The sequence below is a fragment of the Njordella aestuarii genome (genome assembly GCF_056494165.1).
Genome location: NZ_CM151397.1, coordinates 5,665,956 through 5,680,591 on the forward strand (window position 1 = coordinate 5,665,956; position 14,636 = coordinate 5,680,591).

Genomic DNA, 14,636 nt, shown 5'->3' on the forward strand with positions numbered 1-14,636 from the left:
CTAGCGAACTTTCGCTTGGAACCGGATGATCCCGCCTTCACCAGGTTCGATGGAGCGATCTAACTTCCAACGAAGCGTTTCAGAACCGACTTCATTTGGTACAGCTTCGAAACGTGCTTCGATGGAACTCTGCTGGCTGTCGGGCACGTATTCTAGACGTGGTGGCAGCGAGTCGTGAATGACTAGGTCGGAAAGTGTTTGCTCGGCAATGTTGTCAAACCGAATGGTGAAATCCACCGTATCGCCGACGTCCGCCGATTGCTGAGATGCAACTTTGCACATACGAATGCGTGCACCGCCAAGTTCGTAGGTAAGCAGTTCGTGCGGCTGCTCTTTTGTCTCAACCAGTTCGGCAGCTTGGTCGTCGATGATCACAGCTAGCTCTTCTTTGTTGGTCCAACTCTTTGCGGCGTTGGAGCCTGTCATGAAAAGCACTTCGTCTTTTTCTGCCCAGACTCCGGTGCGAATAACGTTCAGGTCTTCGTACGGCTTATAAGCACCGCTCCAGCCGCGGGGAGTTTGGTTGGCTAAGATCGGCACGCCACGATTGCGTTCACGAAATCCTTCGATAACATCAACTTTGCTTTCGCGGCGCAGCTTGCTGTTATCCGCGACGATTATTGGAGGGAGAGGAGCGTTGACTTGCACCGCAGGTTGTTCTAACAACGCCGAGCGAGCGGCGAGAACTCCGTCACTTTCGCGGAAGGACGTTATGCGGCGAACAGAGGCAAAGCGTGGAGCATAAATTGCAGCACGGCATCCAGTCTCGGCAAACTCACGACCATCTTCGGTTGTAAATTGCACAACGGTATCCTCTGGGCCAAGCCCTACTAAGGAGTAGTCGTCTCGGATGCGAACGAGGGGCGATTGGTCTCCACCGTCATAGATATACTCCTGTGGATCAGCATAATTCGGCGGCAGATACCCTGACTGTTCGATAGCGCCGCAGCTGGTCATCGCCAAATCTTGGCTGGAATAAACAGGTTGGTACGCTCCGTAATTGGAAGTGCAACAACTGCAACCAGCCGCGTGAGCGCCGCCACCAATATTAGCACCCGTCGCTACAGGAATGTTAGCGTAGTCATGCATCATCGGTAGACGCTGCACGCTTACATCGTGACTCACCGGAGTAGCAGGTAGCGCGTTTTGGCTTCCATTTGCTGGAGATTGAAAGGATGCTTGAGCAATGTAGCTACTAGCTGCAGTATCTGTCAGAGTTTGCCTTGCGCCGTTACCACTGACGGACGCTTGGCGAATAGGCGTTGCGGCGACACTTTGAGCTCGCGTCATCTTCGACGCGTGGGCTGTGTTGCTTGCTGCCGAATGCATATTTGGCGGCACATCCGACATTGCCACACGTCTAGCCGGAGTGGCTTGACAGCCAAGGCTCGTCAAGCTGCTTAATGCGGCGGCCGATGACAAAACGAGCTTGCAGAATCTCGCGTGGCTGTCGGACTTTGTTCGGCGAACTGAAACAGTTTGCATCGTTAATCGCTTCTAAGTCAGTGGGAGTCGCCGATTCGGCCGCGTGATGCAGACCGATCAGTGGAGGATTCTGGTGACGGAGCGTTTTCGTATCGTTGGAAAATGCCTTGCTCGTAAAGCTCTTCCGGATTTGGAATAGCTTTGATTGGGACAACTGGCGGGCAGCCGAACAGGAAGTGTTCGTCGGCGAAACCGTCTGTCGTAGAAGGTACACGCGAGCCGAGTCGAACTATCGCTAATCCACGGCCAAAGATATCGGCCGTCATCAGCATGTCTTCACCTGGCGTTGCTTCGAATACTCGCTGCGGAGCGTTTGCGTAGCTTACAGGTTCTGCATTCTGCGAATCTTCTAGATACACAACTCTGGTAACCAAGTCACCACGCATAGCAGACTCGAAATCGATTGCATCAAATTCAATCGGAACTGGGAACCGATGCGCTCTTTCCACAGGTGGATATGTGCGATCGATAAGTTCAATCGTTGGGAAAAGTTCAGTCTCAGGTTCAAAAGGTATTCCCGTTACTTTGATCCTGTATGGAACTCCGACCAACAAGGCCGCTCTGACGGGTTGATCCATTGGTTCGGTAAAGACACCACCTGAGGCGAAAGAAACCTGCATCCCCTCGGGACCACGAAATTCAACCGGCTGGTAGTATCCGCGCAGTTGGGGCTGACGTTGCAATTGAATCGAACCGACGACACCGGGCGGCTGCGTTTCCGACAACAAAGGTACGGTAGCTGGCAACTGCTGGCGTTGGACCTGAGCTTCGGAAGTTGAGCAAAGCGTGACGGACGCAATCGCGCAACACAGGTAGGTCTGGGCCGATCGCATGACGCCGCTGATGGCAGCGATCGCCGATTTGCATCGCTTGATTTTCATTGCCGTGCGTCGCTTCTCTTCAGTTAAGTTACTGCCTAGGATGGCTTGCGACTGCCAAACACAATGTCGAGCAGTCACATATCTATTTCAAAACACAAATATCGCGGCGTCTTTGGAGCAAGCTTGTTTTTGTTCCAGATCGCCGCGATAGTTTGTTATGAGCTGTAGAACATTAGTGAACAGTAGTCGGTGCAGCATAACCAGCCGCACTTTGCTGTCCTGCGGAGTACATATCCGCTTGCACACTTCGGCTTGGATGCTCGTAAGCAGGTCGTCCAGCAGGGTATCCTGCATTGATGTTCTGCTCGCGATATCGCAGGCGGCTTGGTGGCTGTGGATACGATTGACCTGGTTGCGATCGAACATGAATCTTCATGTCTTCAACAGGGCCAGGAATGTTCATATGCGTATGGTTCTTGATCGTGTGCGATTGCAACCCGGCCGGTGCACCAAATGGAATGTGTGGTGGACCTGGCAGACCGATCGGAGTACCGGTGTAGGTCATGCCGTATTGCGGAGCCGATACGCCGGCTACCATGTTTGGTGGGTTTGGTAGAGGCTGCCCGTCAGGACCGCAATATCCGCCGCCTGGGTACATGCCATCGCCATAGCCTGGATACATTCCTCCAGCAATGGAAGGACCTGACATCTCAACGTCCTTGTTACCAAGACGCAAGATCGCAAGGATTGAACCGCGACGATCGGCTTCGATAATCGGATCCAGTCCCGGTTCCAAGCGTGTGCTGACGAGGGTATCGATACCAGCCAGTGCATCACCTTGATATTCAGGGTCTGGTAGATAGATAACCTTAGTAACGAAGTTGCTCGACAGTGCTTGGTCGAAGTCTTCTTCTGTAAACTGAATTGGCACGGCGTTGTGGGCGAGGTATGCCGAGGTACGAGGAGTCGCTCTTGCCAACTCAAGCGTTGGGTAAAGCTCGACACCTTCGCGTCCGCCGATTTCGGTTAGCTTCAGGCGATAGATTCCACCCTGAGCGAACTCTTGTCGGCCTGGAACCACGAGCGGCTCACTCGTGAAAGTATTGTCGCCAATCACATCGTAAAGAATGTGCATTGCTTGTGGCTGATTGAACAACACCTGGATGGCCGGCGCCATTGCAGCACCCATGCCAGCCGGGATCGTCTCAGGCATCAGCACGCCTGGTCCGGGTCCTCCGACCATTGGACCTGGCTCTGCAAGTCGATTGGCCGGCGGCATATTGTGGCGGACGCCAAATTCAACACCAAAGACAGATGCACCACTGGATACGAGAACGAACCCCGATGCGGCCATCAGTCCAACAAAGTATCGCATCTTCATATTGCTTTTCCCCTTGAGCAGTAATCGATCGTGGGCTCGCTAGCTGTCGTACATTCGCGGGCATCATTGCGACCGCGTGCGTCCGTAAAAGCTGGTCGAAGCGTCCGACAACGGAAATGTGCGATTCTTTCCGTTGGTCGAACCAAATCTTCCAAACTTCAGCCGTTGTTTTGTTAGCTTTGCCTATGTTTCTGACTGGACGTGCATTCGGAATGGTTTCTACAATCCCGAACAAGTAAATTCTGCACGACCCAAGCAGTCGTTAGATCTTCTTTCGGCTCAGTACATCTCGAATCTTTGGTAAAACCATTACAACTTGCCCATGAGTTATGACTGGATGCGAATTTGGCCGCGAAAATGTCAAACTGCAACGGTTAAGTCAACTTGCCGACCGCGATGCCTAAAGCCCTGGACTTCGTATGGAGCCGATCTACTTAGGTATGCTAGCTTTGCTGTCTTGCTGACTGTTCTTGCTTGGGCTGCCGCTGTAGATAAAGCAGCCGCGCAGCCGCCCTTGGCTGAAGCCGCGGCCGCCGAAGCAACGGCTTCAGGAAGCACCGACCCCAACACTCTCGTTCTGGAAGCAGTTCGCCGCGCGGTTTGGGGGCCGAGCCTTACTTGCCGAATCCAACAAGAGACCAAAGCATTCGACCAAACAATGACCGGCATCGGGCAATACAGCCACGTCGGAGGAGGGAATGGTCAAGTGAAGGTCGTGATGCGTTACTCATCTGGAAAGAGCCAGTCAACATTCGTACAACTGAGCGACGGAGTGCTTTTGTGGTCGATCTCCAACGATGGAACGCCGCCCAAACGTGTTTACTTAGGAAGCATCCGCCGAGCGATTGGTTCCGTTGACCGAACGCCGGAGTCTTCTGCCAGCACTTCACTATATCTGGCTATCGGCGGACAAGCGGAACTCTTGCGAACGCTCTATCATCGTTATCGCTGGTTCAAGATCTATGCCGCTGAAATCGAAGGGCAACCAGTTTGGTGCTTGGTTGGGACCTTACGCGGAAGTATTCCTGAACCAAATTCGCAAACGTTGGTTGATGGGAGAATGTTTAACTTTCAGCCTTCGGAAGCGATCCCCAGCGACGCACGCATTACGATGTTTCGGGGAGGTCCTCGCAATTTGGTTCCAATCAAAGTCGAGTATTTTAAACGTGTTCTAGATAGCCATGGTCAGCTCGCGCAATACAAACCCATTTCGACAATTGAGTATAGTGACATTCAAGTTGGCATTCATATCGATGAAAGCGAGTTTGCATTCGACGATGAAGCGGCTAATGTGGAAGATGAAACGTCCGAGTACATGCCGCTCTATCCTGTTGCCGAAGCATCTGTTCCACTGAATCGTTAATGAATGTTGAAAACTCACGTGAGGGCGACTCTGACTTTCGGACGTTTGCCGCGACTGTTGCCTACGATGGCTCGAACTACGGCGGGTGGCAACGTCAGATAAATTCGTCGTCTGTTCAACAAGTCTTGGAAGAGGCCCTTACCAAGGCCGTTCGCAAACACAGCAAGACTGTAGCAAGTGGTCGCACCGACGCGGGTGTTCATGCGATCGGTCAAGTGGTTCGCTTTCGCACAACCTGCTGGTCACACGAGCCCCATCGACTTATCCCTGCCATCAACCGCTGGCTACCACCTGACATCGCTGTACAAGATGTGCGCGAGGTCGTGCCAACTTTCCATCCGATTCGGCAATCGATCGCCAAGACCTACCGCTATACGCTGCGCGTCGCCAAGAGCCCCGACCCATTCGACGCGAGAACCTCTTGGTATATTCCTCGCCCATTGGACATTGAAAAGATGAGAGAAGCCGCCGCACATTTGGTCGGCGAACATGATTTTATTTCCTTTCAGTCATTAGGTTCTCCACGAACATCAACGATACGCACGATTCACCGATTTGACATCAGCACTGCGGATGCTCGCTTCGGGCAATACGTGTATCTCGATATCGAAGCGAACGGATTTCTCTACAACATGGCGCGTTGCATAGCTGGCACACTAGTCATCTTGTCAGGCAATGAAGTCCCGACCAGTCACGTGGCCGATGTTCTGCATTCGAAATCGCGGAGAAGGGCAGGGCAGAACGCTCCACCGTGGGGACTCTGCTTACAGCATGTTCAATATCCCAGCGAACTTTTCATGAGCCCTCCGCATACCGAACTTCCGCAATTTGCTTTCACTAAAGCGCTCTTGGACAATGTTGAACCGAAAGTATCAGACGAGCGCTTCGATTAACGAGTCTCTGGTTCACAAGTGCAATCGTTTGAACTAACAAGCTTACGCAAGGCGAGATTAAAAGAGGCCTGGCTCATTCGCACAAGGCAGACAATCGCGAAACATTGTACAATTGAGCGACTGTTCGAACGTGACGATTTGATTGTGTAACCAGACTAAGGGTTAATCCCTTTGTTTGCTACAGTAGATCAATAAGGATGCACTTGTGCAAACATTCAAGCTAGCCAGCCATCCGACGTTTCGCGTCTGGAGCGTGTTGCTGTTGGCAACTCTCTTACTAATCCCATTCAGTCATCTGGGGCTCGAAGTTGGCATCCTTAAAAGTGGGCAATTTTTTGGCTTATTCAACGCATCACTTTTTGCAGTCGCAATTTTGGTTCTACGGCAGCGCCATACAGCGCAAGAGTTGGTTGCGTACGGTTCCATTCCTGTAGTTGCAATTGCTGCAAACGCATTACTATTCCCAGGCTCACGTCTCGTCTTCGCAGCCATCTTCTTGCTGCAGTGCGTTACAACAGCCGCTGTGGCGTGGTGCTTTTCAAAAACGACGGCCTACCAGGTCATGTTTCGCGGCGAAAAACAAACCCCGCGCTCTTCGGAATTAACCTTTAAACATTTAGTTATCGTCGGATTAGTTGTGGTACTTGTCGGAATCGTTCAAAGCGCACTAGAGAGCGACAAAGGAAACTCGATTGAACTTTCGATGATGTTTTTGCTGAGCGCCGCTCATAGTGGCATAGCAATGTTAAGCTGGTTAGCTCTTTCGCACGTAGCGGTTCGCGATCGCTTCTGGGTACTCTTCAATCTAACGTTCTTGAGCGTCCTCGTAATGGCCATCGCCGTTTGTGCCAAGTTGATTTTGAACGACTCAAGTACATGGACGAATTCTGCCGACTCGAATAGTACGATCTTGTTGAACACTTCCTTGCAGTTGATGCTGAGCGTGGGGCCCGCTTGCCTAATTGCTATGGCCCTTGTGCAGACAGGTTGGCGGATAAAAAGGCCGAGCAAGACCTTTGGGTTTGGAGAGATCAAACACCCGGCGGCTTATGCGTGGCTGCGAGTGTCGTTGCGAGTGCTTGCAAAATCTCTGTTGTCAGTTGCCTTTATCTACTTGTTTTTCTGCCCGACAACTGAGTTCAGACAAGTCGGCAATTCAACCAGTTTTGTCGAACAGCGAATGTGTTGGCCGCTAGCGTTCTATGAACAGTCACAACAAACGGATGCAATACCTACGTTCGTACGCTTTAGCAATTGGAATGGCCAAGAGTTTAGTCGTGTCGCTCTGCTTATCAATGGAGCTCTAGCTTTATGGCTTCTCTTCCTCGTTTGGCGCAATGGCAGCAGGTCTCGTCATCTGCTGCGGAAGCTTAGGTTGGTAAGCTTCGGCGTGCTCTTCTCCTTCGCTGTTTATGATGGTTGGTGGTTGCCACGCCAATCCTATCTGTCCGAACAAAAATACCTGGATGCTGGTTTTGTTGTAGACCAGGCGAGAACGTATACATGGGCTCGCTCCCCTGTTTCAGCCATTGCAAATCAGATAACTCGCAATTCTACGTCGACTTTCAATCCTCGTTACAGCACATGGACATCAACAGACGCACATGACCAGTTGCTATCTAAGTTGATACGTGATGTCGAACCTACCAGCCTAACATTGCTTCGCGCAGAGATCGGCAAGCAGACTACAGAGGCCCTGCGGGATTGCAAGGTCGGCCTACTTACGATGCGCGATTGTGAATATGCAGCTAACGATATGCAGCTTGCCCTCAGTCAGCAACACCGGCTAAGGCAATTGATTGTCGAATCGAGCATGACCTCTCTTTGTCCGGAATACAGTGACAACAACGTCCGTGATCTCACGGACTTAAGTGTTCCCATTGGTCCTGAAGTCAACATTCATAACTTAGGAGAGCTTCATTCAATTAAAATTTACGCAAGTGCGCCGATTACAACGATACGAATCTCAAATTGCCCTGCGTTAGAATTGTTCGAGGTTCACACAGATGACCAAGTAAAATTGGTCGATGTCCAACTTGATTCTTTGTCACGCCTCTGGAATTTTACCGGCATAAGCCAATCAGCTACATTTGCAATTACAGGTTCGCAAACACCGAGTTTGCATTCGATTCAACTGCTTGCGGATCAAACTCGGTTAAACAGGAGAGGAACCGCGGGTCTCGCTCAATTGTCGCGACTTGAACTAGAGAACCATCGAGCAGACATTCGGTTGACTGCGGCCCTTAATCACGACTCAGTACTTAAGCTTGCTTCTCTGCTTCAGTATTCCTTAAGCGTCGACTGTCAGAATAGAGGTTTGCCAGAATCGCTAATTTCAGGGGGATTACCGTCTAGGACTGTCGGGTTTGGTTCTGAGCTGGAGTTAAAAAACGGCTCGCTTGACGCGGCTACTTTTGAACAATTGGAATCGATTACACCACAAACATTGACCATTCTCAGTAGCGAAATGACTGATGACCAAATCGATGTCCTGCTAGCTTCACGAAAGATTCGAGAGCTTGGAATCCCTGACGTTGCGATTTCGGATGCACAACTTAATACGGCGATTTCCGCCAACTCGACTCTCGGTGAGTTAACTTTTGACGGTAGCAAGATCCAATCGCTTCCGTTGTGCACAAAAAGGATGAGACTCTATGGAAGGAACGTTAATCCTGATTTGAAGCTTACAGAAACGGCGATGGTTAGCTACGACTTCCTTCAACTTGTGCAAGAAAGGGGAGCAGGACTACATGGCCACGATTACCAAAATTGTCTGAGTTCAGTATTTATCAACAAAATCGACTGGGATACAACAGGTTCATTTCCCAACAATCAATCTCGCCGTTTTTATTGCATCACAAAGATGATGCCTGGAAATATTGTACCCTTCGATAGGGCGTACGGATATGACTTCGAAGGCTCGGGAGTTCGTGATCAAGATCTGGAGCGATTCTTGACATCGCACATGAAAGGCGAATGTAGTTTGAGCCCGATCTACTATTTGAGCTTCAAAAATTGCGATGTATCGATGGAAATCATTGGCAAGCTGGCTCGCGAATGTCGTAATCTCAATTACCTTGATCTGAGCAACGTAGACATTAACACCGAACTGTGCGAGCTTGGCTATCACCCCAACCTTATACAACTCTCTCTGCGAGGCAGGAAAGTGACTGAGAAAGACGTCGAACGCCTACGTGCTCTACCTTACGGAAATCAATTAGATCTTCGAGATTGTTCGATGAGTAGGGAGGTGCGAGGAATGCTTTACGATTTGGGACCGCAGAAGGAGATTTTGCTCCCCTGATATCAACAATCGTTTCTTGGTCGGTCAAAGATTCCGTAGTGGTCGAGCCCATTGCGGAACACAAAAAAATTCGACGTTTGCATGCTGATTCTTACTGACTGCCAAATGTAAGTCGCGTCCGATTGCAATTGAAAGTAAGCGATTTACAATCGATGCCTCAGCAGGCCACCTGTTGGTAGCTTACGTCTCTCGAGTACAATTGCGGCAACTGCTTGTTCGCATCAAGTCCTTTCTTAACCACGATCACTGCAATGAAGATTCTATGCGCGTCGCTCATGTAATTACGAGGATGATCGTTGGCGGAGCGCAAGAAAATACGCTGCTTAATTGCCTAGACCTTCGCCATGATTTTGGCGACGAAGTAGTACTGATAACCGGGCCAACCGAAGGACCTGAAGGCAAGTTGTTAGAGCAGGGCAGGGCAGGGGACTTGCAAGTTCAAGTTGTTCCAACTTTGTGCAGAGCGATTCACCCCGGCAGCGATCGCAGGGCATTGAAGGACATCAAACGCTTCCTCCAAAGTTATTCGCCCGACGTCGTCCACACGCATAGCGCCAAGGCCGGCATACTTGGTCGTTGGGCCGCGTGGAGTCTAAAAGTCCCCGCGATCATTCACTCCGTACATGGAGCACCGTTTTACGACTATCAGAATCCGATAGTCAAAAACTTCTATCGCATTTGTGAGAAGTGGGCTGCACAGAGATGTCATCATTTCATTTCGGTCGCCGACGCGATGACCGACTTGATGGTCGAGGGAGGCATCGCGCCGCGTGAAAAGTTCACCACGATATACAGCGGGATGGAAACGAGACCTTTCTTGGATTCGGCTCAAACACGTAGCAAAGTTCGGTCGCAATTGGGCCTCAACGACGATGACATCGTAGTGGGCAAGATTGCTCGACTCTTCGAACTTAAAGGGCATGAATTCGTAATTCGCGCCGCTCCGCGAATCGTTGCCGAAAACCCACGCGTAAAGTTTCTCTTTGTCGGTGATGGCATTTTGCGTCACACGTTCGAAAAAGAGATCGCGGCGTTGGGGTTGAGTGCCCACTTCATTTTCGTCGGCTTGGTGCCCCCGCATGATGTGCCGCTGTACGTCGGCGCGATGGACATGCTCGTCCACACTTCTTTGCGAGAAGGCTTGGCCCGGGCGCTGCCCCAAGCTCTGCTCGCGGGAAAGCCTGCTATCAGTTATGACATTGATGGAGCAAGGGAAGTGGTTCAAAACGGGCGAACCGGGATTCTGCTTGCTCCTCGTGACGTCGCTGGCCTTGAACAAGCGGTGCTGAAACTCGCTCAGGATCCAAGCCTCCGAGAATCGCTGGGGAGAGCAGGGCGGCAATTGTGCGAAAAACGCTTCGATCACCATTTCATGACCGCGCAGATCCGCCAACTGTACGAACATGTGCTTGCTCGAAATGCAGACAAATAAGGCAAAAAAACGCCTATCAAAGGTGCCCTGACATGGGGCAGCAACCTTTTTCTGAAGGTCGAATTGAACTAAGATAAGAGGTCTTTTCCCGCTGTCCGGGGATCCCTCAATTCGCCAAATCTTGAAAGTAGATACTGCATGTCCAAAGTCCGCGACTTTCTCGGACCCTATCGCTTGGCCCGACTCATTCGACTCGGTAGCGTTTGCCAAGTTTGGGAAGCGATTGAAGAATCGACTCAGAAGCACTATGCACTGAAAGTACTGCGGCCGGAACAACGGGGCAATAAAGAAGAGCTGGGCTTCCTCAAATGGGAGTTTGAAGTCGCCTCGAAGCTCAAACACAAAAACATCATTCACATCTCGGAATTCTTCACCGACGCCGACACGCCATTCTTGGTGCTGGAGCTGTTCAGTGAAATGAACGTCAAAATGGCGATGCGTCGCGGCCCCGACAACATTGCGTTTCTTGCCGATAAAATCTTTTTGCAGACCGCCGAAGCACTCTACTATCTCCATTCGAAGGGTTTTGTGCATTGCGACGTAAAGCCCGACAATGTGCTGGTAAACCGAGATGGCGACGCCAGGCTGATCGACTTCACCATTGCGAAAAAGATAAAGACAGGCTTATCGAAACTCTTCTCGATGAAATCGAAGCCGCGCGGCACTCGATCCTACATGTCGCCGGAACAGATTCGCGGTGAAACCTTAACGGAGAAGGCGGACATCTATTCGCTGGGCTGTATGTACTACGAATTGCTGACTGGCAAGCTGCCCTTTACCGCTTCATCGCCTAACGAACTGTTGAGTAAGCATCTATCGGCTCCGGTTCCGTCGGCGATCGTTCATAACGACAACATCACTCCAGAGTTCAATTCTGTCATTAAAAACATGATGGCCAAGGATCCTAAAGACCGCCCGTCAACGATGTGGGACATTTGTAAAGCGGTCCAAGGCGTAAAGATCTTCGTCCGGCCGCCGCGCGTTCCAGAGTCGAGCATCTTTGACGATATCCCGATGGGTGGACGTGTCGAGAACTTACCGCAAGCCTCCGACCAAGCCAACGCCCCGAAGAAACCAGAAGCCAAAAGGCTCTAAACAGATTCTAGCAAGCAAAGTTTTACGTTCTTAAAGCAAGTCAAAAGTCTCCCAACATGGAAAATGCCTTCTCCGGTCCCGATTTCGAAATTCCGATCTTGGAAATCGAAGCCGAAATCAACGCCATCGAACAAAGCGCCGAACGCAGCAGCGCTATCGACGGTCGCTTGAAACACCTTCGTCGACAATGGACTGAAACGACACGGTCTATTTACGCTTCGTTGACTCCTTGGCAAATCGTCCAAATTTCGCGGCATAAAGATCGGCCGTACACACGCGATTATCTAAACCTGGCCTTTGACGAATTCATCGAACTGCATGGCGACCGTTTCTTTGGCGATGACCGAGCTATGTTGAGCGGGTTTGCCAAACTCGATCAGCATAAGGTCATGGTCATCGGTCACCAGAAAGGTCGCACTTACAAAGAACGCGCTGCATGTCACTTCGGATGCGCTCATCCCGAAGGCTACCGCAAAGCGATGGTCAAAATGCGAATGGCCGAAAAGTACCGACTGCCGGTTATTTGCTTTATCGACACTCCCGGTGCCTACCCTGGTATCGGCGCTGAAGAACGCGGCCAAGCTCAAGTCATCGCCGAAAGCATGTTCATGATGAGCCGTTTGCGGACGCCGATCATTTGTGTGGTCATCGGTGAAGGTGGATCGGGCGGCGCTTTAGGAATCGGCGTCGGCGACAAGATTGCGATGCTGCAGTATTCCTACTACAGCGTGATCAGCCCCGAAGGCTGCGCGGGCATCCTATGGAAGAGCCACCAGTTCGCGTCCAAAGCCGCCGATGCTCTTCGATTTACAAGCAAACATCTAGCTCACCTGAAAGTCGTTGACGATGTCATCGAGGAACCGCTGGGCGGCGCACATCGCGACCACAAACAGATGGCCTTCCGACTGAAAACGTACTTGAGCAAAACGCTCGACCAGCTGTGCGGCCAAGATGCTGAGCAGTTGGTAAAGAATCGCTACCAAAAGTTTCGTGAAATGGGCGTCTACCTCGAGCAGCTTGAGAACGGCGAGATGCAGACCGTCGGAACGCCGATGTGCGACGAACTCATCTAACGACGAACTCGTTTCACGACAGTTCACAGAATTCCAGCAGCAGTCAAGGGCGGTGCGACCGGAACGAACGCCCTGCCCAAAACACAGAGATTCGCCTGAGCGATCCGTTTGCGCCGCGGCTTAAAACCCGAACTCTTTTCGCGCGTCGCTTAGAGCGCAAATCTCGCGTCGCAAACGGCGATTTAAGCCACCGTCAGTGCGCCAACATGCGAGCGATCGCGAGCGATTCTTTGACGCGAAAGTTGCAAAGCATTTCTCAGAAGTCCGCAGCCTTAAACCTAGCCACGAAGCGCACTCGAAAGAACGCCTTGCGATGGAGCTCGCCAAGCGTCGATCGAAGTTGATCCTGGCGGCGGGCAAGAGCACCAAGCCTGACGAAACAAGGGGAAAAACCCCACAGAACAACGTCCGATAATGTTTCTTATGTTCGGTTCCGGCTATTGTTTTCCCTGGGAAACTCGCTTTTCTCGTTGATGCGACTTGCCTGCCCTGATGGCAAGATTGCAGTCTTCATCGACGAAACATCATAGGCCCAGCTCGGCTTGCCAAAGCCAGCCGACCAACTGCGAGTGCAGATCGATTCGGCTTCCTGAATTGCCTTCGGCGATGCCACTACTGGTACGGGAAAACTTCTTGGAATTGCGAAGAATTACCGTATCCATTTCCTTGCTGGAACGGGAGCGACTGTGGGTTATTGAATTGCGGGAAAGTTTGTGGAGCGGCATTGGTGCCCGGCCAGTTCTGATTGCTGTTCGGCAGGGGGGCTCCGCTGGGATTCGGCCAACCGCCCTGGCCTGCTGGAAACTGACCTGCCGAATTGGCACCATCCCATCCCAACGCGTTCTTCGCAGTCTGCAACGCCGCGTTCATGTTCTCTGGCGTAAATGTTTGCTGAGCAGTTGGCATCCCTGGCGGTACGGTCGAAGGAAAACCGCTTGCTCCCCCCTGCCCTCCAAGCCAACCATTTACTGCATCGCTGTTGATCACATTTCCAAACTGGTCGAGCGGCGACGGATTGCTCGACGCCGTGGCCGTCGTGGAGCCTTCCAGACGTTGCTTGATACGATCTAGATGAGGGCGAACAATCGTCTCGATTTCTTTTGGCAGAATGACTCCGTCGGCAGCCGCTAGCATCGAACTGATGTAACGACCACTTTTCGATTCCACGATCGCTTGCTGCTGCCGTTGCCCCAGCAACGTCACTGCGAACATGGTGACCAGCAAGCAGTAGATTGCTCCCTTTGCCAAGCCGAACAGCGCTCCCATCTGGCGGTCAAAATCCCTCAACCGAATTCGATCGATCGAGGTGCTCACCATGCGGAAGACAAACCAAATTACAAACGACGTCCCAGCGTACAGCAACAACATGGCCAGGAAGAGATTCCACGGAGCTTCCGCTTGGATCTTCTCAGCAACCTGGTGCCTAAAGTTGTATGCCACGAAATAGCTGAGAATGATCGAAGCCAAGGACGCCACTTGCCAAGCAAAGCCTTTGATCATCCCAAATAGCGTGGCTGCTCCTATGACGACTAACATGATCAGGTCATATGCTTGCATGTCGCAAATCCTTCGAGGGCTGCCGGAGCGAATCTTCCAGCAATTGCTGTTGGCCAAATACAGCTTGACTATAAACAGTTGTCGAAGACGAACAGAATAGCAATTAGCGAAGCGGCGTCGCTTAGGAAAAATATCAGGGCAAGGCAGGGTGGTCTAGCTGGGTTGTTTTGCAAGCTAAGCGAAGTTTGCTAGCTAGGCATTTTTAAAGGCTTGCAAAAGCTTATTCGAATGC

At 51.4% G+C, this 14,636-nt stretch carries 11 protein-coding genes; 7 read left to right on the top strand and 4 right to left on the bottom strand.

Annotation, left to right across the window (positions count from 1 at the left end):
- The 3 genes from SH451x_RS22140 to SH451x_RS22150 form a co-directional block, all read right to left on the bottom strand.
- A complete protein-coding gene (locus tag SH451x_RS22140) occupies positions 1 to 1,485 on the bottom strand; it encodes a hypothetical protein (RefSeq protein WP_479359344.1) in 1,485 nt (494 codons plus the stop codon).
- 17 nt (positions 1,486 to 1,502) lie between these two features.
- Positions 1,503 to 2,444, bottom strand: a complete 942-nt coding sequence (locus SH451x_RS22145) for a hypothetical protein (protein ID WP_479359345.1) — start codon at positions 2,442 to 2,444, stop codon at positions 1,503 to 1,505.
- A 94-nt stretch (positions 2,445 to 2,538) separates the two neighbouring features.
- Positions 2,539 to 3,687, bottom strand: a complete 1,149-nt coding sequence (locus SH451x_RS22150; RefSeq protein WP_479359346.1) for a hypothetical protein — start codon at positions 3,685 to 3,687, stop codon at positions 2,539 to 2,541.
- Between the two features lie 322 nt (positions 3,688 to 4,009).
- Here SH451x_RS22150 and SH451x_RS22155 point away from each other — a divergent pair, with 322 nt between their 5' ends.
- The 7 genes from SH451x_RS22155 to SH451x_RS22185 all read left to right on the top strand — a co-directional run bounded on the left by SH451x_RS22155 (position 4,010) and on the right by SH451x_RS22185 (position 13,262).
- Positions 4,010 to 5,050: a hypothetical protein gene (locus tag SH451x_RS22155; RefSeq protein WP_479359347.1), complete on the top strand. Its 1,041-nt coding sequence runs from the start codon at positions 4,010 to 4,012 to the stop codon at positions 5,048 to 5,050.
- Complete coding sequence (gene truA, locus SH451x_RS22160) at positions 5,050 to 5,943, top strand: tRNA pseudouridine(38-40) synthase TruA (RefSeq protein WP_479359348.1); 894 nt, start codon at positions 5,050 to 5,052, stop codon at positions 5,941 to 5,943. Before SH451x_RS22155 ends, truA begins: the two co-directional genes overlap by 1 nt.
- Before the next feature lie 205 nt (positions 5,944 to 6,148).
- Entirely contained in the window at positions 6,149 to 9,247 is a 3,099-nt protein-coding gene (locus SH451x_RS22165; protein WP_479359349.1) for a hypothetical protein, read from the top strand.
- A gap of 262 nt (positions 9,248 to 9,509) precedes the next feature.
- Positions 9,510 to 10,679, top strand: coding sequence for a glycosyltransferase family 4 protein (locus SH451x_RS22170; RefSeq protein WP_479359350.1), 1,170 nt, complete (start codon positions 9,510 to 9,512; stop codon positions 10,677 to 10,679).
- Positions 10,680 to 10,817: 138 nt separating this feature from the next.
- On the top strand, positions 10,818 to 11,774 hold the full coding sequence (locus SH451x_RS22175; protein WP_479359351.1) for a serine/threonine-protein kinase: 957 nt from the start codon (positions 10,818 to 10,820) through the stop codon (positions 11,772 to 11,774).
- A 56-nt stretch (positions 11,775 to 11,830) separates the two neighbouring features.
- A complete protein-coding gene (locus SH451x_RS22180) occupies positions 11,831 to 12,847 on the top strand; it encodes an acetyl-CoA carboxylase carboxyltransferase subunit alpha (protein WP_479359352.1) in 1,017 nt (338 codons plus the stop codon).
- 196 nt (positions 12,848 to 13,043) lie between these two features.
- Positions 13,044 to 13,262, top strand: a complete 219-nt coding sequence (locus SH451x_RS22185; RefSeq protein WP_479359353.1) for a hypothetical protein — start codon at positions 13,044 to 13,046, stop codon at positions 13,260 to 13,262.
- Between the two features lie 197 nt (positions 13,263 to 13,459).
- On the opposite strand, the gene SH451x_RS22190 is transcribed toward SH451x_RS22185, so the two are convergent.
- Complete coding sequence (locus SH451x_RS22190; protein WP_479359354.1) at positions 13,460 to 14,404, bottom strand: CvpA family protein; 945 nt, start codon at positions 14,402 to 14,404, stop codon at positions 13,460 to 13,462.
- Positions 14,405 to 14,636: the final 232 nt, after the last annotated feature.

Coding starts and splice junctions, on each gene's coding strand:
- SH451x_RS22155 (WP_479359347.1), top strand. CDS start 4,010: ATGAGTTATGACTGGATGCGAATTTGGCCGCGAAAATGTCAAACTGCA.
- SH451x_RS22190 (WP_479359354.1), bottom strand. CDS start 14,404: ATGCAAGCATATGACCTGATCATGTTAGTCGTCATAGGAGCAGCCACG.
- SH451x_RS22140 (WP_479359344.1), bottom strand. CDS start 1,485: ATGCAAACTGTTTCAGTTCGCCGAACAAAGTCCGACAGCCACGCGAGA.
- SH451x_RS22175 (WP_479359351.1), top strand. CDS start 10,818: ATGTCCAAAGTCCGCGACTTTCTCGGACCCTATCGCTTGGCCCGACTC.
- truA (WP_479359348.1), top strand. CDS start 5,050: ATGAATGTTGAAAACTCACGTGAGGGCGACTCTGACTTTCGGACGTTT.
- SH451x_RS22180 (WP_479359352.1), top strand. CDS start 11,831: ATGGAAAATGCCTTCTCCGGTCCCGATTTCGAAATTCCGATCTTGGAA.
- SH451x_RS22170 (WP_479359350.1), top strand. CDS start 9,510: ATGCGCGTCGCTCATGTAATTACGAGGATGATCGTTGGCGGAGCGCAA.
- SH451x_RS22150 (WP_479359346.1), bottom strand. CDS start 3,687: ATGAAGATGCGATACTTTGTTGGACTGATGGCCGCATCGGGGTTCGTT.